General features: G+C 48.7%; 27 protein-coding genes and 1 pseudogene. 16 read left to right on the top strand and 12 right to left on the bottom strand.

Annotation, left to right across the window (positions count from 1 at the left end):
* The first annotated feature begins 121 nt into the window (after window positions 1-121).
* Complete coding sequence (locus PQI28_RS14965) at window positions 122-838, top strand: peptidoglycan DD-metalloendopeptidase family protein (protein WP_339963775.1); 717 nt, start codon at window positions 122-124, stop codon at window positions 836-838.
* Between the two features lie 46 nt (window positions 839-884).
* Here the strand turns inward: PQI28_RS14965 and PQI28_RS14960 are convergent, their stop codons facing one another.
* Window positions 885-1,046, bottom strand: a complete 162-nt coding sequence (locus PQI28_RS14960) for a hypothetical protein (RefSeq protein ID WP_337874064.1) — start codon at window positions 1,044-1,046, stop codon at window positions 885-887.
* An 87-nt stretch (window positions 1,047-1,133) separates the two neighbouring features.
* Complete coding sequence (locus tag PQI28_RS14955) at window positions 1,134-2,051, bottom strand: TerC family protein (RefSeq protein ID WP_339963774.1); 918 nt, start codon at window positions 2,049-2,051, stop codon at window positions 1,134-1,136.
* 159 nt (window positions 2,052-2,210) lie between these two features.
* On the opposite strand from PQI28_RS14955, the gene PQI28_RS14950 reads away from it, so the two are divergent.
* A complete protein-coding gene (locus PQI28_RS14950) occupies window positions 2,211-3,068 on the top strand; it encodes an SDR family oxidoreductase (protein WP_214784695.1) in 858 nt (285 codons plus the stop codon).
* A 38-nt stretch (window positions 3,069-3,106) separates the two neighbouring features.
* Here the strand turns inward: PQI28_RS14950 and PQI28_RS14945 are convergent, their stop codons facing one another.
* The 5 genes from PQI28_RS14945 to PQI28_RS14925 form a co-directional block, all read right to left on the bottom strand.
* Complete coding sequence (locus tag PQI28_RS14945; RefSeq protein WP_339963773.1) at window positions 3,107-4,159, bottom strand: methyl-accepting chemotaxis protein; 1,053 nt, start codon at window positions 4,157-4,159, stop codon at window positions 3,107-3,109.
* Window positions 4,160-4,190: 31 nt separating this feature from the next.
* Window positions 4,191-4,628: a hypothetical protein gene (locus tag PQI28_RS14940; protein ID WP_339963772.1), complete on the bottom strand. Its 438-nt coding sequence runs from the start codon at window positions 4,626-4,628 to the stop codon at window positions 4,191-4,193.
* Between the two features lie 130 nt (window positions 4,629-4,758).
* A complete protein-coding gene (locus PQI28_RS14935) occupies window positions 4,759-5,400 on the bottom strand; it encodes a TVP38/TMEM64 family protein (protein WP_214744494.1) in 642 nt (213 codons plus the stop codon).
* A gap of 78 nt (window positions 5,401-5,478) precedes the next feature.
* Window positions 5,479-5,910 carry a DUF1801 domain-containing protein gene (locus PQI28_RS14930; RefSeq protein WP_339963771.1) on the bottom strand — a complete coding sequence of 144 codons (432 nt, stop codon included), beginning with the start codon at window positions 5,908-5,910 and terminating at the stop codon, window positions 5,479-5,481.
* Window positions 5,907-6,263, bottom strand: a complete 357-nt coding sequence (locus PQI28_RS14925; RefSeq protein WP_214784684.1) for a DUF2200 domain-containing protein — start codon at window positions 6,261-6,263, stop codon at window positions 5,907-5,909. Before PQI28_RS14925 ends, PQI28_RS14930 begins: the two co-directional genes overlap by 4 nt.
* 117 nt (window positions 6,264-6,380) lie before the next feature.
* Between PQI28_RS14925 and PQI28_RS14920 the strand changes: the two genes are divergently transcribed.
* A complete protein-coding gene (locus PQI28_RS14920) occupies window positions 6,381-6,833 on the top strand; it encodes a MarR family winged helix-turn-helix transcriptional regulator (protein ID WP_214784681.1) in 453 nt (150 codons plus the stop codon).
* A gap of 15 nt (window positions 6,834-6,848) precedes the next feature.
* Window positions 6,849-7,361, top strand: coding sequence for a GNAT family N-acetyltransferase (locus PQI28_RS14915; protein ID WP_214784679.1), 513 nt, complete (start codon window positions 6,849-6,851; stop codon window positions 7,359-7,361).
* Here PQI28_RS14915 and PQI28_RS14910 read toward each other — a convergent pair.
* Complete coding sequence (locus PQI28_RS14910) at window positions 7,358-8,023, bottom strand: haloacid dehalogenase type II (RefSeq protein ID WP_339963770.1); 666 nt, start codon at window positions 8,021-8,023, stop codon at window positions 7,358-7,360. The genes PQI28_RS14915 and PQI28_RS14910 overlap by 4 nt on opposite strands.
* 71 nt (window positions 8,024-8,094) lie before the next feature.
* Here PQI28_RS14910 and PQI28_RS14905 point away from each other — a divergent pair, with 71 nt between their 5' ends.
* The 6 genes from PQI28_RS14905 to PQI28_RS14880 all read left to right on the top strand — a co-directional run bounded on the left by PQI28_RS14905 (window position 8,095) and on the right by PQI28_RS14880 (window position 13,338).
* Window positions 8,095-8,688 carry an FMN-binding negative transcriptional regulator gene (locus tag PQI28_RS14905; protein ID WP_339963769.1) on the top strand — a complete coding sequence of 198 codons (594 nt, stop codon included), beginning with the start codon at window positions 8,095-8,097 and terminating at the stop codon, window positions 8,686-8,688.
* Window positions 8,689-8,831: 143 nt separating this feature from the next.
* Window positions 8,832-9,875 carry an iron-siderophore ABC transporter substrate-binding protein gene (locus PQI28_RS14900; protein WP_339963768.1) on the top strand — a complete coding sequence of 348 codons (1,044 nt, stop codon included), beginning with the start codon at window positions 8,832-8,834 and terminating at the stop codon, window positions 9,873-9,875.
* 20 nt (window positions 9,876-9,895) lie between these two features.
* Window positions 9,896-10,897 carry a FecCD family ABC transporter permease gene (locus PQI28_RS14895; protein ID WP_445236761.1) on the top strand — a complete coding sequence of 334 codons (1,002 nt, stop codon included), beginning with the start codon at window positions 9,896-9,898 and terminating at the stop codon, window positions 10,895-10,897.
* Window positions 10,894-11,925 (top strand): FecCD family ABC transporter permease, encoded by a 1,032-nt coding sequence (locus tag PQI28_RS14890; RefSeq protein WP_339963767.1) that lies wholly within the window; start codon window positions 10,894-10,896, stop codon window positions 11,923-11,925. The genes PQI28_RS14895 and PQI28_RS14890 overlap by 4 nt, the downstream gene beginning before the upstream one ends.
* Complete coding sequence (locus PQI28_RS14885; RefSeq protein WP_339963766.1) at window positions 11,926-12,762, top strand: ABC transporter ATP-binding protein; 837 nt, start codon at window positions 11,926-11,928, stop codon at window positions 12,760-12,762.
* Between the two features lie 177 nt (window positions 12,763-12,939).
* Window positions 12,940-13,338 (top strand): cytidine deaminase, encoded by a 399-nt coding sequence (locus PQI28_RS14880; RefSeq protein ID WP_026825163.1) that lies wholly within the window; start codon window positions 12,940-12,942, stop codon window positions 13,336-13,338.
* Between the two features lie 32 nt (window positions 13,339-13,370).
* Here the strand turns inward: PQI28_RS14880 and PQI28_RS14875 are convergent, their stop codons facing one another.
* A complete protein-coding gene (locus PQI28_RS14875) occupies window positions 13,371-14,315 on the bottom strand; it encodes a M23 family metallopeptidase (protein ID WP_339963765.1) in 945 nt (314 codons plus the stop codon).
* A 148-nt stretch (window positions 14,316-14,463) separates the two neighbouring features.
* Here PQI28_RS14875 and PQI28_RS15630 point away from each other — a divergent pair, with 148 nt between their 5' ends.
* Window positions 14,464-14,673: a type II toxin-antitoxin system Phd/YefM family antitoxin gene (locus PQI28_RS15630; RefSeq protein ID WP_445236760.1), complete on the top strand. Its 210-nt coding sequence runs from the start codon at window positions 14,464-14,466 to the stop codon at window positions 14,671-14,673.
* Window positions 14,674-14,704: 31 nt separating this feature from the next.
* On the opposite strand, the gene PQI28_RS14870 is transcribed toward PQI28_RS15630, so the two are convergent.
* Entirely contained in the window at window positions 14,705-15,466 is a 762-nt protein-coding gene (locus PQI28_RS14870; protein ID WP_339963764.1) for an MBL fold metallo-hydrolase, read from the bottom strand.
* A gap of 118 nt (window positions 15,467-15,584) precedes the next feature.
* On the opposite strand from PQI28_RS14870, the gene PQI28_RS14865 reads away from it, so the two are divergent.
* Entirely contained in the window at window positions 15,585-16,001 is a 417-nt protein-coding gene (locus PQI28_RS14865; protein WP_339963763.1) for an Lrp/AsnC family transcriptional regulator, read from the top strand.
* Between the two features lie 10 nt (window positions 16,002-16,011).
* On the opposite strand, the gene PQI28_RS14860 is transcribed toward PQI28_RS14865, so the two are convergent.
* Window positions 16,012-16,749, bottom strand: a complete 738-nt coding sequence (locus tag PQI28_RS14860; protein ID WP_214744468.1) for a GntR family transcriptional regulator — start codon at window positions 16,747-16,749, stop codon at window positions 16,012-16,014.
* A gap of 143 nt (window positions 16,750-16,892) precedes the next feature.
* Between PQI28_RS14860 and PQI28_RS14855 the strand changes: the two genes are divergently transcribed.
* Both PQI28_RS14855 and PQI28_RS14850 read left to right on the top strand, forming a co-directional pair.
* A complete protein-coding gene (locus PQI28_RS14855; RefSeq protein ID WP_339963762.1) occupies window positions 16,893-18,245 on the top strand; it encodes a 6-phospho-alpha-glucosidase in 1,353 nt (450 codons plus the stop codon).
* A gap of 71 nt (window positions 18,246-18,316) precedes the next feature.
* On the top strand, window positions 18,317-19,870 hold the full coding sequence (locus PQI28_RS14850) for a PTS transporter subunit EIIC (protein ID WP_339963761.1): 1,554 nt from the start codon (window positions 18,317-18,319) through the stop codon (window positions 19,868-19,870).
* Window positions 19,871-19,908: 38 nt separating this feature from the next.
* On the opposite strand, the gene PQI28_RS14845 is transcribed toward PQI28_RS14850, so the two are convergent.
* Window positions 19,909-20,799: a helix-turn-helix transcriptional regulator gene (locus tag PQI28_RS14845; RefSeq protein ID WP_339963760.1), complete on the bottom strand. Its 891-nt coding sequence runs from the start codon at window positions 20,797-20,799 to the stop codon at window positions 19,909-19,911.
* A 75-nt stretch (window positions 20,800-20,874) separates the two neighbouring features.
* Between PQI28_RS14845 and PQI28_RS14840 the strand changes: the two genes are divergently transcribed.
* Together PQI28_RS14840 and PQI28_RS14835 are read left to right on the top strand one after the other, a co-directional pair.
* Window positions 20,875-21,393: a dihydrofolate reductase family protein gene (locus tag PQI28_RS14840; protein WP_339963759.1), complete on the top strand. Its 519-nt coding sequence runs from the start codon at window positions 20,875-20,877 to the stop codon at window positions 21,391-21,393.
* Window positions 21,394-21,743: 350 nt separating this feature from the next.
* Window positions 21,744-21,850, top strand: a pseudogene (locus PQI28_RS14835) (IS200/IS605 family transposase); the annotation flags it as partial.

Here is a 21,850-nt window from a genome sequence, read left to right as displayed (position 1 = left end):
TTTTCCTTTATTTGAAATATAAATGACATATTTGTCGGTTCATTTTGGTGGTAAAATTTTTTCATCAAGATAATATAAAAATTAAAAATTTAAATACATAATTGAAAGGATTTACCATAACATGAAACGAAAGATGCTCTCCCTCCTCTGTGCTGCGTTGCTCACCATCGGAATCTTCACTCCAGCTGGTACGCCTGCTGAAGCGGCGACCACGTACTATGTCAAAGTCACGACCAACAGTTTAAACGTCCGTTCGGGCCCAGGCACGACGTATGCGATCGTCGGCAGTGCCAAGTTAGGACAATCGTTCAAATACCTTGGCGTGAGCGGAGGATGGACGAAAATCAACTTCAACGGCACAGCTCGTTACGTATCGAGTACATATGTGAAGAAGTACAGTGTGACGACGCTCTCGACGACGTCGACAGCGAAGATGGTCATTCCGACAAAAGGGACGTTGACGCAAAAATATGGTCCGGCGAGCGGGCAATACGGTTATACGTTCCATAACGGCATCGACTTGGCGGCACCGAGAGGGACACCGGTCATTGCTGCCGCGTCTGGACAAGTCATCGTCGCCCGGAATTACGGGGCATACGGGAATCACATCATGATGACCCATCAGTTGAACGGGCAAACATACATCACGGTGTACGCACACCTCGACCGCCTCAATGTCGTGAAAGGACAGACGGTCGCAAAAGGGGTGACGATTGGAGCCGTCGGGAATACCGGCAACTCGTTCGGGAACCACCTTCATTTCGAAGTACATCGGAACAGCTACGTGTATAGCAGTTCAGCTCCTGCAAACAGTATCAATCCATATACGATGTTTTAACGCAACAGCACGCGCTCCCCAATCAATGGGGGCGCGTGCTTTTTGGTTAGTGGATCGTTGTTCGTTTGTTTCGTCCGATTTGGTTGGCGACGATCAGGCTCGCGCCAAGGACGATACCGAACACCAATCCGAATAAGTTATTAAAGAGTAGCATGAGGATGATCCCGAAGACGAGACCGATACTCATGAGGCCAATCCGATCAAACATAGTGAATCCCCTTTTCTATAGTTGTGCACCTCATTGATTACCCGATTTTCAAAGAAAGAACACCGACGAAATGGACCGATTGATTCATTATACGTGTTTGGACGAACTAGGTTTCGTTTTGTAGAAACTATAGAGGACGCTGATCAAGATGACGAGAACGATTGTCCCGAGCGACATCCAGATCGGCATTTTGTACACATCACCTAAAATCATCTTCGCCCCGATAAAGACGAGCATGAAACTGAGGCCGTGTTTCAAGTAATAGAAGCGGTCAATCAAGTTGGCGAGGACGAAGTAGAGACTACGGAGTCCGAGAATCGCCATGATGTTCGCATAGAAGATGATATACGGGTCACGCGAATACGCGAAGCTCGCGGCGACCGAATCGACGGCGAAGACGATATCCGACAACTCGATGAAGATGAGCGCGATGAAGAGCGGTGTGAAGAACAACTTCCCATTGATGCGTTTCGTGAACTTACCAGATGAAATGTCTTGTGTGATCGGAAGGCGTCGCTCGAGCCAACGAATCGTCTTGTTCTCTTCAAGTGACTCGTCTTTTCCGATATTCTTGTACATCATCCAACCTGTATAGACGAGGAATACCCCGAACACGTAGTAGACCCAACCGAAGTTTTCTAACAGCGATACCCCAGCGACGATGAAGACGGCACGGAAGAAAATGGCTCCAAGAATTCCCCAGAACAACACTTTGTGCTGATACTTGAGCGGGATGGCGAAATAAGCGAAAACAAGGGAGAAGACGAAGACGTTATCGATGGCGAGTGCCTTCTCGATGAAGTACACGCTCGCATATTCCGTTGCCGCCGTACTACCTTGCGTGTAGAACAACCAGCCCCCGAATAAGATGGCAATCCCAATCCAGACAAACGTCCATGTCCATGCCTCGCGGAGCGAGACTTCGTGTGCCTTACGGTGGAACACCCCGAGGTCAAGCGCGAGCATGAAGATGACGATGAGTAAAAACCCGATGAGTAGGGTCAACAACAATTCCTCCTTTTAAGTTCATTTGAACTTCTATATAATTAATTTAAGTTCAAATGAACTTAAAGTCAAATATTATTTTTGTTGGAATGTGTCGCAACGTTAATTGCACGAACAGAAGGGGAATATGGTCTGAAGCATGAGAAAGGGGATGACCGTATGAAATATTTAGTCACCGGTGCTACCGGTAAATTAGGATCAAAAATTGTAGAGGAATTACTCAAATCAATCGATGCGAGTGACCTTGCTGTCAGCGTACGAAATCCGGAGAAAGCAGCATCGCTGAAAGAGCGCGGGGTTGATGTACGACACGGAGATTTCGATCAGCCGGACACACTCGATGAAGCGTTTAAAGGTGTCGAGCGTCTGTTGATCATCTCGGCAGATGGCGATAACGACACGCGGATTCGTCAACATACGAACGCGGTCGAGGCGGCAAAACGGGCTGGCGTCTCCTTCATCGCCTATACGAGTCTCGCCGATGCGACAGACAGTGAGAACTTGATGGCGCCTCCACACGTCGTCACGGAAGAAGCGATTGTGGAATCGGGGATTCCGTATGCGTTCTTGCGGAACAATTGGTACTTAGAGAACGAATTGCCGAGCATGCAGGCAGTCGTTGACGGGGCACCGTGGATCACGGCGGCTCGGGACGGGAAGGTCGGCTGGGCGCTTCAACAAGACTATGCGGAAGCAGCGGCGAACGTCCTGTTGAAAGAACAGCAAGAGAGTGCGGTGTATGAATTGTCAGGACCGCTCCATACGCAAAAAGATTTAGTCGATGCACTCAGTGAAGTATTAGGACGTGACGTCATGATGCAAGAGCTGAACCTTGAGGCATATGAAGAGACGATGCGCGGGGCAGGGATGCCTGATGACGTGGTTGCACTTCTCGCCGGCATCCAGCGAAGCATCCGTCAAGGAACGCTCGAGATTCACGAGAGCGACTTTGAACCGGTTCTCGGACGTCCGGTCACACCATTACAAGAAGGAATTCGTCAATTGCTCGATCGATAAACAATATGCCCCCGACCGTTTGGTCGGGGGCATTTGTGTTAGGCGCGGGATGCGTGATCTTCGAGTTGAGTCGTCACATCTTCAAGTGCGTTCGCCGTGACGGCGAGGCGGTCCGACATGGAACTGAGTTCTTTTTGGACAGCGACCTGTTCTTCCGTTGCAGCAGCCACGTGGTAAATCTGTTGTTGCAGTTCACTTGAGGCATGTTTCGTCGATTCGAGGCGTGTCTCGAGCGTCTCCATCTGCGTCGTCACGAGTTGTCGCGTCTCTTGGATCGAGGCAATTTGTGCGTCGATTTCCGATACGTCTTCCGTGAGACGACCGAAGACAGCTGTCACGTCGTTAGTGACCGTTTGACAGTTTTCAGTCGCTTGTTTGAAGAGGTGAGCCGACTTCGAGACGACCGTCGTATCTTCCATCAATCCACCGAGGACGCGCGTCATTTCTGATGCGTATTCTCGAGACTGGACGGCAAGCTTCCCGACTTCAGAGGCGACGACCGCGAATCCACGACCAGCTTCTCCAGCGCGGGCCGCTTCAATCGATGCGTTCAAGGCGAGCATGTTCGTCTGTTCACTGATTGAGCCGACTTGCTGCAAGATGCCTTGGATTTCAGAGGAACGATTCGTCATCGTTGCGACAATCTGCTCGAGTTGCTCGGATTCCGTGATGATTTCCTGTACTTTTTCTTCCATGAGACGCATATCCGTATTCCCGGAGAGGGCGTCTTTGGCGATGCGGGACGAGGCTGCTGCCGTTTGCGCCATCCGTTCTTGGATGAGCGCGGTCAGCGATCGAATGGATTGAATCTCATCCGCACCTTGTACCATCGAAGCTTGTTGAGACGAAGCGTGCGCGACGATCGGGTCGACCGTGATGGCGATTTGTTCACCAGATTCCAGCGACTGATTCGCAGCCGATTCGAGTTCTTCCGCGTGGCTATTCAAGGACTGAACGAGGGAGCTGACGTCTTGAATCGCTTGTTGCAATAACTGTCGCGTCTCCTGTTCGTGCGCCTCGACACGTTCCGTTTCCTTGTTTCGAAAATGGATCTGAGCGACAAGTACGGCACTGAGCAAAATCAAGTACACGGCGTGGACGAGCAATAAGCTGAACGGATAATCACTCGTTCCACAAATAAGCGCAGGAAATAAAAAATACCCTGCTAAATGCTGTACCGCAAAGATTCAAAATCAAGTCGATGCGACGCATGAACGACAGGATGGCCAAAACGACAAAGATAGAGAAGTGATACTCAACGAGTCCTTGTCCACCGGCGACCGTTGAGATGCTCGCGAAGGTGAGTGTCAGCATCATCCAATACGGGAACATCTTGCTTTCTCGCTTCAGGCTGACGAGCATCATCCCGAGGAAGACGAGTGGGAGTGCGAAGAGAACCCATGTCACACTCGAGTATACATAGCCATCCGCGCCGTTTCGTAAAATCGTATACGTGTAGGCAAATTCCGTAAAACGGTGAAGCAAATGGACGACAACCGACGTCATCACAATCAATAACGTCGTCAACAACATCAACTGATTTCTTTTCATCAAACTCATGTTTCTTTCCTCACATTCTCGTGTTCATTTATTGTGGCTCTATACATATCGGACGGATGTCCCAGAAGTTTATTCGAATTGCATATTCAACGCACAAAAAAAGGAGCGCGAGGCTCCAATTCATACGTATTCAATTTAACCCAAGCCATTTCTTGACGGGCTCACGGAAGATATATGTGATGACAATCAATCCGACGAAGACGAGTGCGGCGATGAAGATTGTCGTGACGCTACCTGACGCGAGGCTCGCCCCGAGGAAGCTGTAGGCAAACGTCCCTGGAATCATGCCGAGCACGGTCGCCGGGACGAACGCACGGAAACGGACGCGCGAGATCCCTCCGGCGTAACTGAGCAAGTCGAAACTGACGAGCGGGATGAGTCGTAAGACGAACACATATAAGAAGCCGCGGCGCTCCATCTGAGTGAACAGCTTCTCTGACCACGGATAGCGGTCGACATTGACGACCGAGCGTCCGAAGAAGCGTCCCATGACGTAACCGGTCGTCGCGGCGGCGGTCGCTCCGATGATGATATAGAGGACCCCTGGCCATACGCCGAACGCGAGACCGGCTCCAAGTGACAGTACGGAAGTCGGTAAAAATGCGACCGGACCGATGGCGTAAAGGAATATAAAGAATAACGGTCCCCAAAACCCAAACGACAAGACGATGTCCCGAATGTCAGACGGACGCAACTCATAGTGGAAATGGGTGATATAGAACAACGTGCCAAACACGAGTAAGAACAAAGTGATTTTCAGCCAGCGTGGCATGAGGCGTCCCTCCTTTTTTCTAAGCATACCGCATCCATGGCGCATGACAGAAAATGAATGTGCGAAAAAACCGAAGCGTTAGCCTCGGTTTCCTTCATAGCGTTGAATCCATTCATCGACAGTCATCTTCTCGACGAGTTCCCCGACCAAATCAAACGGGATCCGTTTCACATTGTTGAAGCGAATACAGCTTTTTCCCATATCGAGCTTCGTCGGGACGCGACTCGCATACTCCTGTTCAAACCAGGCGAGCAATTCAGGGTCGGCGTAAATCCCCATATGATAGAGTCCGACATGGCGCTTTTGCGCGATCACGCTGATAAAGGGAAGCGGTGTACCCGGTGTGACGTGATAACCAGACGGATATCGCTCGAGCGGGACGACGTAATGGACACCATGTCCGTCCGTCGTCTTTTCAAAGCCTTCTGGTAAATGGTCATCGATGACTTCGATCAGATGAATGAAGGAATCGAGCCGTTCTTCGTCCACAAGTGTCGTCACGTCCATCATGATTTGCCTCCCCGTAGAATCTTCTCCATTTTCTTCCCCTTCGCCAATTCATCGATGAGTTTATCCAAGTAGCGAATCTCGCGCATGAGCGGCTCTTCGACGTTCTCGACACGGACTCCACAGACGACGCCTTTGATGAGAGCGCGATCTTCATTCAAGCGAGGTGCTGAAGCGAAGAATGTGTCAAAATCAACTTGATCCTCAATTTGACGTTCGAGTCCGGTCTCATCATAACCCGTCAACCATTCAATGATCGTGTCGACTTCTTCTTTCGTCCGTCCTTTCCGTTCGGCTTTGGCGACGTAGTGTGGATAGACGCTCGCAAAGCTCGTCGTGTAGATGCGGTGACTCATTGCACTTTCATCTCCTTCTTCATAAAAAATCTCTCCTTTCATTCTCTCACAAAATCGAGTATGCTTATATCAAATATTTTTGTTGCATTTACAACAAAAAGGCGGAGGTGACTGCTGATGCATGACCATCTGCGAGAAATCGGGATGATTGCGCGTGCCCTCGATTCAATCAGCAACATTGAATTCAAGGCACTTGGTTTAGAAAAAGGAAAGTACTTATACGTCGTCAGGATTTTTGAACACCCAGGTATCATTCAAGAGCGACTAGCAGAGTTGATTAAGGTAGATCGGACGACCGCCGCACGTGCCATCAAAAAACTAGAGCAAGAAGGATGGATTGAAAGGCGCTCAGATTTGGAGAATCAAAAAATTAAACGTCTGTACGTGACGGAGAAAGGCGAGACATTGTATCCGCACATCATTCGGGAACATGAATATTCGACATCGGTCGCGTTATCGGGACTCGACGAGCAAGAAAAAGCGCAATTATTGCAGCTACTGAAAAAAGTACGAAGCAATGTGGAGACAGATTGGACCGAGGTGAAGAAAGGAAAGCATCGAGAATACTGAGAGGAGCAAGGGTACATGATTGAAATTTCAAAAGTGACAGACGTAGAAACCTTGCGTCACATTAGCATCCAGACGTTTACGGAGACGTTCGCACATCACAATACACCGGAGCACTTGAACGCTTACCTAGAAAAAGCGTATGCGACTGAGCAGTTAAAGCAGGAGTTGGCACACCCAGACTCCCATTTCTACTTTGCATATGTAGATGACGAGTTGGCAGGCTATTTGAAAATGAACGTACGCGACGCTCAATCCGAACCGATGGGCACCGATGCGATTGAAATCGAACGAATTTACGTACTAGAAGCGTTTCAAGGTCACGGGGTGGGGAAAGCGTTATTCACTCAGGCAATCAAATTGGCGAAGAAGTTGCATAAACGGAAGATGTGGCTGGGCGTATGGGAACACAATGAAAAAGCGATTCAATTCTATCGGCGCAATGGGTTCGAACAGACGGGCGTGCACACCTTTTTCATGGGAGAGGATGCACAAAACGACCTCATTTTCACGAGATCGTTCACAGGTTAAAGCCATTCTGGCAAGTTATTCAAATTCGGATAGACGGCATCCGGTTCCACATCGAACGCTTCAAACGGCAAGTTGTTCCGATTGATCCAGGCGGCGTGGAAGCCGAAGTTTTTCGCCCCAGCGATGTCCCATCCGTTCGACGATAAGAAGAGCACCTCGTCACGACGGAGACCGGACGTCTTGAACCAATGCATGTAGGCGGCTGGTGTTGGTTTCGGTTGTTTGATCCCGTCGACGCTGAAGACCTCATCAAAATAATCGGCAAGGCCGGCGTTACGGAGTAGTGCCTCAAGCATCTCGTCCGTCCCGTTCGAGAGGATGACGGTCTTCACGTCATGCAGCTCTTTCAGGACCGATTCGACCTCCTCATACGGGGTGAGGTGTGCATACGATTCAATGAGACGTTGCTCGATGTCCTCCGTTGATGTTGCGTCATGGACGGCTAAAGCGTAACGCAGTGCGTCACGGGTCACCGTATCGAAATCTTCGTAGCGTCCCATCATGTGGCGCCAGAAGAAATATTCGAGTTGTTTCGTCCGCCACACCTGGCTGATGGCTGCTCCTTTTTCAGGGAACTCTTCTTCACAGGCGTCCTTTACCGAATGGACGTCGAATAAGGTGCCGTATACGTCAAAGACGATGGCTTTGATGGTTGGTTTCATAAAAAACATTCCTCCTTCTGTGTCGTTATACCCGTCTTGTTCAGAATATAATAGGAGAAAGGGGGTCCGACATGTATATTCCTAATCAATATTCCGTCAAAGAACGAGCTGAAATTTATGCATTTCTGAATAGCCATCCGTTCGGCACGATTGTGACGCATGACGGGGAAAAACCGATTGCGACACACGTCCCGTTACGATTCGATGAGGCAAATGGGCAACTGACGACACATATTTCGAAAGCGAATCCGCAATGGCGAACGATTGAAAATCAAACCGTTCTCGTCATCTTCCAAGGACCAGACGCCTACGTATCGGCGTCATGGTACGGTCATGAAGACGTCTCAACATGGAACTATCAAGCCGTACACGTGTATGGACGTGCAACGATTCTCAACGAGGAAGAATTAGTGGAGGAACTTGCAGAATTATTAAGTGAGCACGAAGGGGAGCGTGAGCATGCGGTGCGTTGGGAAACATTATCGGAACCGGTGAAGCGACAGATGCAGGGCGTCGTCGGGTTTCGGATTGACATCACCGACATCCAGGCAACGTTCAAATTGAGCCAAAACCGAAACGACACGGACCATGAGCGAATCGTATCCGAGCTTGAAAAACAAGATGAACCAATCGCAGACGTCATGCGACGGCATCGAAAGTCCTAAGCAACCTGTCCTAAAACGGCAGGTTTTTTCATATTTCTTTGCCGAATAGCGGTTGACATGACTTAGGAGCAGGTCTATACTCATAAATGATAATGATTATCAGTATCGAGAAAATAGAGAAGTTTGAAAAGGAGAAAAATCACGTGAACAACACATTGAAGAAATGGTTACATATGTTCATTTTTGTATCGGCTTTTGCACTCATCTTAGCCGGTTGTGGTTCGGAAGAAGCTGAGAACGCTTCCACGAATGAAGGGACGGAGGAATCTGCAGAAGGTTACCCGATCACAATCGAGCACGCATTCGGTGAAACGGTTATCGAAGAGAAACCAGAACGTGTTGCAACGATTTCATGGGGAAACCATGACGTCGCACTTGCGCTTGACGTCGTACCGGTCGGATTCTCGGCTGCGAACTACGGTGTCCAAGACGACAGTGGTATGCTTCCATGGACAGCAGAGAAGTTGACAGCACTCGGGGGAGAGAACCCGAACATCTATCAAGACACAGACGGATTAGACTTTGAAGCAATCGCAGATTCAAACCCAGATGTCATCTTGGCGGCCTACTCAGGGATCACGCAAGAAGACTACGACACGCTCAGCCAAATCGCGCCGGTCGTGGCATACCAAGAAACACCTTGGGTCACGTCATGGCAAGACATGGTTCGCTATGACTCACTCGCAATGGGACTCGGTGAAGAAGGCGAACAGTTGATCAAAGACACGGAGCAGTTGATTACAGACAAAGCGACAGCCGTTCCTGAGATTGCTGGAAAGAAAGCCGCATTCGTCTCGATGAGCGCGGAAGACCTTTCAAAATTTTATATCTATACGACGGGTGACCCACGTGGTGCCTTCATCGAAGAACTCGGGATGGAGTATCCACAAAACATTGTCGACGAAGCAGAGAAGACGGACAGCTTCTATCTCGAGCTCAGCAAAGAGAATGCTGATATCCTGAACGACGTCGACATCTTCGTCACATACGGGAATGAAGATACGTTGAAGGCGCTCCAAGCAGACCCGCTCTACAGTAAAGTACCAGCCATCGAACGTGGATCGGTCGTCTTGATCGAAGATAACACGCCACTCGCAGCGGCAGGTACACCGACGCCGCTCTCGATTGAATATACGATCGATGAGTACGTCTCACGCGTATCGGATGCGCTCGCAAAAGTAAAATGATGCAACATCAGGTGAAGCAGATGCATACCCCGAAGTACTTCCCGCTCCTGTTGATCGGGACGCTCGTACTGACGGTGGTATGTATTCTGGCATCCCTTGCCTTCGGCTCACGGACAGTCGGGTGGAATGAACTGCTGGACGGTTTATTCCGCCCGGCTGTTCAGTCGTATGAAGCGGACATCGTCCGGGAGCGGGTCATCCGGACGATCTTCAGTTTCATGTGCGGGGCAGCGCTCGGTGTGGCGGGGGCACTCATGCAGTCGGTGACGCGTAACCCGATCGCCGACCCGAGTATTCTCGGGGTCAACACGGGAGCGGCGCTCGCCGTCGTCATCGGAATCGCGTTTTTCAACATCTCGACAGCGAGTGCGTTCATCTGGTTCGCGCTCGTCGGGGCGTTGTTGACGGCCATCTTTGTCTTTGGCATCGGCTCGCTCGGTCGAGGTGGGGCGACCCCGCTCAAACTCGTCTTGGCGGGAGCAGCGACGAGCGCGGCATTATCGTCTCTCGTCATGGCGCTCATGATTCCACGTTCGAACGTTATGGACCAGTTCCGCTTCTGGCAAGTCGGGAGCGTCGGGGCGGGGAATGTCGATTCCATCTATACGTTTTTACCGTTCTTATTGATTGGTCTCGTGATCGCCGTCGTGACCGCCCCTTCCTTGAACGCACTCGCGCTCGGGGAAGAGATGGCGAAGAGTCTTGGCGTTCGAACGGGTACGTTGAAGCTGACCGCTTCGTTCGCAGGCGTCATTCTGTGTGGGGCGGCGACAGCACTCGCCGGACCGATCGGATTTATCGGGCTACTCGCCCCGCATTTGATTCGACTCGTGCTCGGTCCAGACCAGCGTTATCTCATGCCGATGTCTGCTCTAGCCGGTGCCATCATCCTGACTTTCTCGGACGTCATCGGACGTTTGCTCGGAAGTCCGGGAGAGCTTGAGGTCGGGATTGTGACGGCGTTTATCGGGGCGCCGATCTTGATTCTATTGACGATGAAAGTGAAAGTACGAGGATTATGATGCAACCAGCGATTGAACAAATCAGACAAGGACGCATGAAGCGCCGTCGTCGCTACGTCGGGATGACGCTTCTCCTGACCGTCATCGCGCTCACGTTGAGCGGCTTGATGCTTATGCTAGGCAATACGATTTATCCCGTCCAGGACGTCATCGGCGTCTTGCTCGGAGAAGATGTGAAAGGGGCGACGTTCGCTGTTGAGGTGCTTCGTTTACCACGTATGCTCGCCGGTGTCTTCGCCGGGGCGGCTTTTGGTGCCGCGGGAACGATCTTCCAGACGATGCTTCGTAACCCGCTCGCCAACCCGAACGTCATCGGCATCACGACCGGTTCGAGTGCGGCTGCCGTCTTCTGTATCGTCGTTCTCCAGTCGAGTGAAGCGGTCATCTCGATTGCCTCGATTATCGGAGGACTCGTGACCGTGCTCGTCATCTATTTCCTCTCTAAAGGGGCATCTTTCTCCATCGGTCGCCTCGTCTTGGTCGGGATTGGGATTCAGGCGATGCTCACGGCGGTCATCAATTACCTACTTCTCATCAGCCGACAAAATGATGTCGCGATGGCGATGCGGTGGTTGACAGGAAGCTTAAATGGGGCGAAGCTAGAGGAGTTGCCGCCTTTAATCATCACGGTACTCATCTGTTTACCGATTGTCTTGTTACTCACCCGTCAGCTCGAGATGCTCGAGCTCGGTGAAATGGCGGCGACAGGGTTAGGGATCAATACGAACCAAACTCGATTGCTTCTCATCGTTGCGGCGGTATTCATGCTCGCGCTCGCGACAGCGACGACGGGACCGATCGCCTTCATCGCCTTTTTAGCGGGACCGATCGCGAAGCGCCTCGTCGGGACGAGTCACGCCGGGATCTTGCCGGCGGCGCTTGTCGGCATCATCTTAGTGCTCGCGGCCGACCTCGTCGGACAATTCGCCTTCACGGCACGCTATCCGGTCGGTGTCATCACCGGCATCATCGGCGCGCCTTATCTCTTATACTTGTTGATTCGGATGAACCAGAAAGGGGACTTCTAAATGGCATCCATTATGAAAGTGGAACATCTCACCTCAGGATACGAGGACAAGATGATTTTGAACGATATCAGTCTTGAAATTCCGAGCAATCAAATCAGCATCATCATCGGTGCGAACGGTTGCGGGAAGTCGACGCTCCTAAAGACGATGGCACGCCTCATCAAGCCGAGTGCCGGCCAAGTGACGCTTTATGACAAGCCGATCTCGAAGATGGCACCGAAAAAGCTAGCACGTATCCTCGGGATGTTGCCACAGTCCCCAGTCGTACCGGAAGGGATCACGGTCGCCGATCTCGTCGGTCGCGGTCGTTATCCGCATCAATCGTTCTTGAAGGGATGGACGAAAGCCGACTATGAGGCCGTCGCCGAGGCGATGGAGATGATGAACATCACGGAGTTTGCGGATCGTCCGATTGACGAATTGTCAGGCGGACAGCGTCAACGCGTCTGGATTGCGATGGCACTGGCTCAACAGACAGACGTCCTCTTTTTAGATGAACCGACTACGTATCTCGATATCACGTATCAAGTCGAGATTCTCGACTTGTTGACAGACTTGAATCGGAAGTACGGGACGACGATTGTCATGGTGCTTCACGATATCAACTTGTCGGCACGTTATGCGGACTATATTTTCGCACTCGATAAAGGGAAGTTGATTGCGGAAGGGAAGCCGTCGGACGTCATCACGTGTGATTTGATCCATCGGGTCTTCAACCTTCGCTGTTCGGTCATGTGTGACCCTGTATCCGGTTCACCGTCCGTCATTCCGATTGGTCGCCATCATGTGCAGCCAGAAACGGAAGAGGCGCCTGTCGCGCAGCTTGAACTAGTATAAAGATGAATTTGAAGGGAGAAGGAGCGGAAGTTCCTTCTTTTTTGTTTCTCTATGAAAGCGTTCTAAAAAAGTCGTTGACTTCTCTTTGGGGCGGGTGTATGCTATAAATCCTGCCCAAAAATGAGAGGCATGGGGACTGGCATCAGTTCATTCGATATTCGAGAGGAATGACTTAAGATGAACCAACAACAATTAGTCGAGCGTGCACGCCAATTGAAGGACAATGCGTATTCACCATATTCGAAGTTCCGCGTCGGTGCGGCACTTCTCATGAAGGACGGCACGGTCATCGACGGCGTCAACGTCGAGAACGTCTCGTTCGGAGCAACAAACTGTGCAGAGCGTACAGCCATCTTTACAGCGATCGCTCAAGGATACAAAAAAGGTGACTTCGAAGCGGTTGCCGTGTCTGGGGACACAGAAGACTTCTTGCCACCTTGCAGCATCTGCCGCCAGGTCATGGTCGAATTCGGCGATCCTGACTTCAAAGTACTCCTTACAAACGGCAACGCCGATGTGAAAGAAGTGACGCTTGGGGAACTCGTTCCGCTCGCGTTTACAGATTTGGATATGTGATCACAGACCCCTCAGATTTCTGAGGGGTTTTCTTATCCGAAAAAGCGAAAGAATAATCGCGGAATGGCCTGAATAATATAAAAAAGCAGTTCTGAGAAATCGAGGGCTACGAGTCCATTTGACCAACTATCCTCTTCGCGGGAGGTGACCACTTTTCCACGCACAGGTCGCTTTCGGCCTTTCCATCGAATCGGGAGAGCGGTCGCGGTGTCCACATCTGGGTGATTCATGACACGCATATGCAAACGTGGCTCTACTGTGTTTCCAGAGCGTCCGCAACGGGCAAGCACCTTTTTGGTCTTCACTTGGTCTCCAACTTTGACGACAATCGAACCACTCTCTAAGTGGGCGAGAAGCGTGTATTCATCATGTTTGTGTTGAATGATGACGTGATTTCCGAGTGGATGATCAGGATTTGATTCATCTGGTAGCCCGTCGACGACCTGATAAACTGTACCATCGAGTGGTGACAGGACTTGTTCTCCAAACGCAAACGAGCCATCGATTCCGATTTTTCTGCGATTGTAAGGTTGCTGATCTTTTATTTTCAAAAAGTCATAGCCATCACGTTTCTTTCGAATCGGTTCATGAAGATACATTCCGACGTTTGTCCCTTCGGAGACGACGAACCACTGCTCTTTGAATGGAAGATGGTATTTGTTTTTCGTGAAAGGGTTAGTCTCTTTTGAAGAGGAGATAACCGTCATCTGAATGGATTCAATCTGATTCACGCGATTGAATTGAACGGACAATAACTTCTCTTTTCGGAAATCCGACCATAATACACACCGATTCCCATTCAACACCATCTCATTGAGCAGACGATAGCGCCGAATTCCATGATGAAACGAAGACGCTTCGTGATGAAACATGTCCATGGAATAATGAGATTTGCACGAATCGGTCATTTGATGATAAATGTCATCGAACTGTCCGTCTTTGAATAAGTGGATGAACTGTTTGTTCTCGTGATGCATGTGCATTCCGCCTTTGTGTATGAGTGGTCTTTTATACGAATCTAAAAACATAGATGTTTCGTCATTCATAAAAAATCATAATATAATGGGCGTAAATGAGGAGTGATGTGAATGTCTACGATTCCATACCAGAAAGCGCAAAAAAAAGTTGAACTGCTTGCTTCATCAAGTATGTGAAAATGACGAGACGATTTTCATCTCGAAAGAAGGCGGGAAGAATGCTGTTATCATTTCTGAACGAGAATATAATAGCTTGTTAGAAACCATTTACCTGACGAGCAGTGCTAAGAATACCGAACGTCTGTTAGACTCTGTGAATGAACTGGAATCGAATAGTCCTAGAAGTGAGACCACATGAAAACCTCCCGATGATTCGGGAGGTTTTCATGTTACAGCCTGAGTGTGTCACCATCTTTAGGGACGAAGAGCTGATTCGAAAATTGATGCTGTTCTGCGTACTTTCGTAAGTCAGCCCGTGACAAGTTCCAGTGATTCACTGCTTCCATATGGACGGCGATGATACTGGCGTCCGGGGCAGCTTCAGCGACATGAAGCACGTCCACTTCATTCATGACGAGCGAACCACCTTCTAGGAATTGATTGTCTCCCGCATTGACGATAATCACCTCTGGGCTATGTGATTGAATGGTTTCAGCGACACCTTCATACCAGACTGTATCTCCTGCGACGTATAATGTTTTTTCCGTTTCGTGTGTAAAGACGACACCGCATACTTCACCAGTCAACGATAAGATGTCGCCGCGACCATGTTCCCCGACCGTTTTGACGAGATGAATACCTTCGAAGTCGGTCGATTCAGTCAACACGCGAACGTCTGTGAATCCATCCTGTTGGATGGTGGTTTGGTCTGCTTCATTTTGAACGAAGATTGGAAGCTCTTTTGCAAGTACCTCTTTTGCGACTTCGTCATAGTGGTCGAGATGAAGATGGGTCAAGATGACGGCGTCAATTCCGTGTAGAAGATTTTCAATCGAAATCGGCAATTCAACGAGTGGGTTGTGCTCATCTTGACGTGCCGAGTTTGGGAAAGGTGGATATGTGCCTTTCTTCGCAAGGAACGGATCGATGAGAAACGTCTTTCCAGCGTATTCAAGGCGGAGTGTCGCATTTCGGATCAATTGAATGTTCATAGGTGATTCTCCTTTTTCCATGTAGTATATATGTAGTGTAGAACGTACCCGTTTTGGAAGACATCACTTCATTCAAGTCTTTTTATTGATTGACTTGAATGATGAAAGGAGTTGCCGCATGGACGCAACAGATCAATGTATTATTGAAGCCTTGCAACAAAATAGTCGGATGACGATGAAGGAATTAGGCGAACTCATTCACTTGACGGGGCAAGCGACAGCCACGCGTGTTAAAAAGTTAGAAGACCTAGGGATCATCGAAGGATATACGATTCGAATCAACGAAGAACGAGTTGGTCTACCGATTCATGCGATGATTACAATCTACACGACGAGTACATTTCATGATCCGTACCTGCTCTTTCTTAAAGAGCATCGGCAATTCGTGAGACATAACTACAAGGTGAGCGGGGATGGGTGCTATTTACTCGAGTGTCGCTTCCCGACGAATCAAGAACTGAATGCATTTTTAGATGGACTCAGCAAATACGTGAATTACAAACTATCACTCGTCATTCATCAAAACACCCAGTGAATCGTTGAATTCACTGGGTGTTTGTCGTTTCATGTCTTCGACCGGCACGGATGATAAAGCGATACTCCTCACTCTTGAAATAGGTTTCGGTGAACTCAAAGCGACTGCCATCCATGAGAAACGAATAGAGTTCGACTTTGAGTATCGGTGTTCGATCGCTCACCTCGAGCATTTCAGCAATTTCTTTCGTCGGTAAGACTGGGATAAATTCCTGAACACTATCGGCAATCTTCAGGTTTTTGACATTTTCAATGTAATCGTACTTCGACCGTGTCATTACCTCGTACGTTAAATCCGGAAACAATTGGAGTGGAAGATACGTATCTTCGACAATGAGCGGTTCTCCGTTCGCAAAGCGTAACCGGCGAATATAGTAGACAAGAGCGTCTTCATCAAGTTCGAGTATTTCCCTTATTTTTTCAGTTGGAGGTTGAACGGTGAAAGTAAGTACTTTACTCGTGACGTCCTTTCCTTCCCGTTTCATGTCTTCAGTAAAGCTTTTTAATTCGTACATATTATGTTCAATCTTTTCGGATTGTACATATGTGCCGCTCCCTTGTCGTTTCCAAAGCAAACCTTCTTCTTGAAGTAGTTTGACGGCTTGTCGAACGGTGACTCGACTCGCTTTAAATTCCTCGACGAGTTGTGCTTCTGTCGGAATCGCTTCACCGGGCGCCCAATCGCCGGTCTCGATAAACGTGCGCATCTCCTGAGCAATCCGCTGGTATAGCGGAGATTTGGCTTTCATGTAGATAACCTCCTGATTGTATGCGTTCATTACTCATAGTATACAAAAATAAAACGTTTTTAAAAAGGTGTTGACGGTTCGAATAATATGTATTAGATTTGTATTGTAATCAATTAGATATGTATTGAAAGGGGAACGCACACATGAAAACACCACAGCGTCTCGTAGTCGTCGGTGGAGGTAGTACGTACACAATCGGCATGATCATGAGTTTGATTGAGGAAAAAGCACACTTCCCACTTCGTTCCATCACGTTTTACGATACAGATGAATTACGTCAAGAACGTGTCGCGAAAGCGAGTGAAGTCATCTTGCGTGAGCATTATCCAGAACTCGAGTCGTTCGAATACACGACGAACAAAGAATATGCTTTTAAGGACAAGGATTTCTTCTTCGTTCAAATTCGGACAGGTGGTTTGGAGATGCGCGAAAAAGATGAGCAGATTCCGCTTCGACATGGCGTGGTGGGACAAGAAACGTGTGGACCGGGCGGAATGTCATACGGGATGCGCTCAATCGGAGATATGATTGAACTCGTCTCTGACATTCGCGCCGGCTCACCGGATGGCTGGATCTTAAACTATACGAACCCTGCTGCAATTGTCGCCGAGGCGCTCAAACGTGCTTACCCGGACGATCAAAAAATATTAAACATCTGCGACATGCCGGCAGCAATCATGGTGAGCTATGCGAAGATTCTCGGTAAAGAGATTTGGGATCTCGTTCCGGAATATTTCGGACTCAACCACTTTGGTTGGTTCACAGCTATCTTCGATAAAGAAGGAAATGAATTGACTGCAGATATCAAACGCGCCATTTTAGAAGACGGTTTCATCCCGGAAGATTCGGAGATTGCGAATGACCCATCTTGGATCAAGACGTTCAAACAAGTAGAGAAGATGCTGACGGATTTCCCAGAGTACTTACCGAACACGTACCTTCAATATTATTTATATCCATCTGACATGGCAGAAAAAGAAGATGTCACGAACACACGGGCGCGGCAAGTAATCAACGGACGTCAAGAGCGTGTCTTCTCGATGTGCGATCAGATTATTCAAGATGACTCGCTCGAAAATGTTCACCTTGAGGTCGATATTCACGGCTGCTATATGATTCGGGTCGCTGCTTCGCTAGCCTATAATAACGGTGATATTTTCATCGTCATGGTGAAAAATGATGGTATCATTTCGAATTTGCCAGACGATGCGATGGTTGAAGTGCCTGCGATGCTTACCAATCGTGGACCGAAACCATTCGCAGTCGGAAAGATTCCTCGTTTTTACAAAGGAATGATTGAAGGACAGCTTGCTTACGAGCAACTTGTCGTCGACGCATACTTCGAAAACAGTTATGAGAAGGCTCTTCAGGCGTTGACGCTAAATCGTACAGTCGTCGATGCACCAATAGCTCGTCGAATCTTAGATGATTTGATTGAGGAAAACAGAACGTACTGGCCGGAATTAAAATCGGGCGAGACAGTAGCAATACGGTAACTAGAGAGGGGAGGCAATCCCCTTTCTCATTGTTCAGATTGATAACGCTTACAATATGAGGAGTGAATCGAATGAGTCAATGGTTTGGAGTTTTTCAAAAGTTTGGGAAGGCGCTCATGGTACCGGTCGCTTTATTACCGGCTGCCGGAATTTTGCTAGGACTAGGTGCGGCACTCACGGGACCATTAGCCGATAGCTGGACGTTTTTACAGAACGGAACAGTAGAAGCGATCAGTGCTGGAATGTTACAAATTGGTCTTAGTATTTTTGCGAACTTACCAATCATTTTTGCAATCGGGGTCGCAGTTGGTTTGTCAGGAGGATCAGGGATTGCCGCACTCGCAGCACTCGTCGGATATGTCATTATGAATACGACAATTTCAATCTCCCTTGGCATCACGGCGGAAATGGCTGCCGAGAGTGGGGAATATGGCATGTTACTTGGTATTCCTTCCCTTGAAACCGGTGTACTCGGAGGGATTGCGGTCGGATTGCTCGCAGTATGGGTTTATAAAAAGTTCCATACGTTCAATCCGCCAGAAGTGTTGGGATTCTTTGCAGGTGATCGTTCTGTCGGGATTGTGATGGTTTTCTTCTCAATCTTACTTGGATTTGTCATGATGTTCATCTGGCCGCCAATCCAATCGGCACTCACTTCAATGGCAAACGTCATTGCGAGTGATGCGACCAACCCTGCATACGTAGGGTTGTATGGGATGTTGGAGCGGTTATTGATTCCGACAGGATTACACCATATTTGGTATGCCCCGTTCCTGTGGACATCTCTCGGTGGAACAGCAACGGTCGGTGATGCGGTCGTGAACGGTGATCAGTACATTTTCCTCGCTCAAATCGCAGAAGGTGTTGAAGTGACAGCGGGACGCTTCATGTCTGGTAAGTTCCCAATCATTATGTTCGGTTTACTTGGGGCAGCGCTCGCGATGTATCGTCAGGCTGATCCGGACAAACGTCCAGTCGTTCGAGGCTTATTAATCGCAGCAGCCGGTACCGCGTTTCTAACAGGAATCACAGAACCGATTGAATTCACTTTCTTATTTGTGGCACCTGTCTTGTATGTCATCCATAGTGTGTTGACGGGAATTTCCTTTGCGCTCATGTATGCGCTCGATACACATATCGGTTGGGCTGGAGGATCAGGGTTGATTGACTATATTTTAGTGAACGTTTTACCAGGTACACCACGCTGGTGGATGAATATCGTCGTCGGCATTGGTTTCTTCATCGTTTACTATAGTATCTTTACTTTCGCTATCAAGAAGTGGAATTTGGCAACACCAGGGCGTGGCGGACAAGAAGCGAAACTGTTTACGCGTAAAGACTACAATGATAAAAAGTCAGGTCAATCAGCGATTCAAACGACAGCACTTGCGATTGAAGAGGCACTTGGGGGACGAGAGAATATCCTTGATATCGATGCATGCTTCACACGCCTTCGTGTTGAAGTAAGTGACGTTTCTCAAATCAATGAGGATGAACTAAAAGCACTCGGAGCAGCTGGAGTCGTCAAAGTGAAAAATAACATTCAAGCGATTTTTGGAGGTCGCTCTGATTTATACAAAAACGAATTGCTACGCATTCATAAGGAAATGGATGAAGCGAATTGAAATCGGGCTCAACCGCACGGGTTGAGCCTTTTCGGTCTTCATACGTATAATGCTACAAGACGTTCCGCATGCTCCTTCATCATCTCCCGCAACGCACTCGGCGCCTTGACCTCCACTTCCGCACCAGCTTTCAACAGCTGCCTCGATAAAAACGGCAGTTCTTCCTTAGGGACGTCCCATTCATTCTTTTGTTCTATATCGGGTAATACATCTTCAAGTAAACGACGTCCGAGTGGGGTGAGTTCGAGTTGAACGGTCACACCGATTCGTTCATCACTTGCCTGAAGCAAGGTCACCAAATCCTCGGACTCAAACGGTTCATCTAGCAACTTGACCGCTTCCGCTCGGTCGATTCGATATTGACGAAGCCCCAGTTCAGACAGCCCGAAGACGTACCACTTCAAGTCAAGGAGTGCCATGCCGACTGGTGCGACGGTGAACGTACGTGAGCCTTTCGTTGTTTGATACGTCATCTCGATCTTGTTTCTTTGTTCGACAGCCTGATAGATGTCCTTTGTGAACGGAGCCTTTGGAATTTGTTTGTTCCCGAGCCACAGGATGTTTCGTTCTAAGCGATGAATCTTCGTCTCTAAGTCTTGCGGTAATTCGTTCGCGTACCAGTCGGACAGCGTATGTCGTATATCACCGAATGGCACGTCCGGGATGTGTTCCATCCATTTGAACGTAAGATAAAGGGCGACGGCTTCTTGTTCGCGGAGGTGAAGGGGTGGCAACAGTCGGTTCGGCAACATCTCATAGCCACCACCAGTTCCGGGCACGCTCCAAATCGGATAACCGAGCTCCTCAAGCGACAGCATATCCCGCTGAATCGTCCGAATGGAGGCGCCTGTCTCTTGAGCCAGTTCTTCAGCGGTTATACGTCGTCCTCGATTGAGCAGTCGAATCAGTTGTAAATGTCGTTTTTTCATATCTATCATTCCCGTCATCTTTTGTCGTGTTTATTCGTTAAGCTGAATGTATCACGAATCAAGGAGGAAGACACGATGCCGAAAGTAGTGTTGTATATTGCGATGAGTTTAGATGGGAAAATCGCCCGGTCGAACGACCAGCTCGATTGGTTGTTCGCCGTAGAAGGGGACGGGGACAATGGCTACGCTGAATTTTTCAAGACCGTTGGTGCCGTCATCATGGGGAGGAAGACGTATGAAGAAGTACTGAAGTTAGAAGAAGGGGCTTATCCGTACAAAGACATCCCGAACTATATTTTGACGCGTCAGCCTGACCGTGAGGCAGAGCATGTCACGTTCACGGATGAACCAATCGAAGAACTGATTCATCGGTTGAAAGAAGAAGTCAATCAAGACATCTGGCTCATCGGTGGGGGTGAAGTCATCAAAGCAGCGATGGAATATGACTTGATTGACCGGTATGAGATTGCGATTGCCCCAGTCGTGTTAGGTGAGGGGATCCCACTCTTCCCAGAAGGCACAAAAGAGACGAAACTTCGACTGACGAGTCAGCACGCATCCGGTCAATTTGTGATGGTGACATATGAACGATAAGAGAGGGTCGAGTCCACAAAGGGCTCGATTTTTTGTGAAAAAAGGAAAAATATTCATGTTGTAGAAAGTTTTACACTTTGAGACGTTAGCGGATGATCGAAATTGGATATATGTAGAGAGTGGAAGTAACATGACAAATGTGAAGGAGTACAACTAATGTTCATGAGTCTAATCGCCAATTCGTGCATTTCGTTTACAGAATTTCAGAGCGGGAAAGCCCACTCCTTTAGGGGTGGGGTGAAAGCTCGGCAGGATGCGGAGTGTCAGTAAAGAATCCGAAGGTTTTGGCGCTTTAAGTATCTGGAAATCTTCTTGTTGCAGTTTGTTGGTTAAACTGACACGATATTCATATGGAAACCAACTATAGAAGAACTCATACTACTGTTTCTCTAATCAATTATCACTTCGTTTTCTGTCCTCGATACAGAAGAAAGATATTCCTTCGTAACGATGTAGA

The organism is Exiguobacterium sp. USCH10 (assembly GCF_037619445.1).
Taxonomy (GTDB): Bacteria; Bacillota; Bacilli; order Exiguobacteriales; family Exiguobacteriaceae; genus Exiguobacterium; species Exiguobacterium aestuarii_A.
This window is presented reverse-complemented; position numbering and strand designations above follow the sequence as displayed.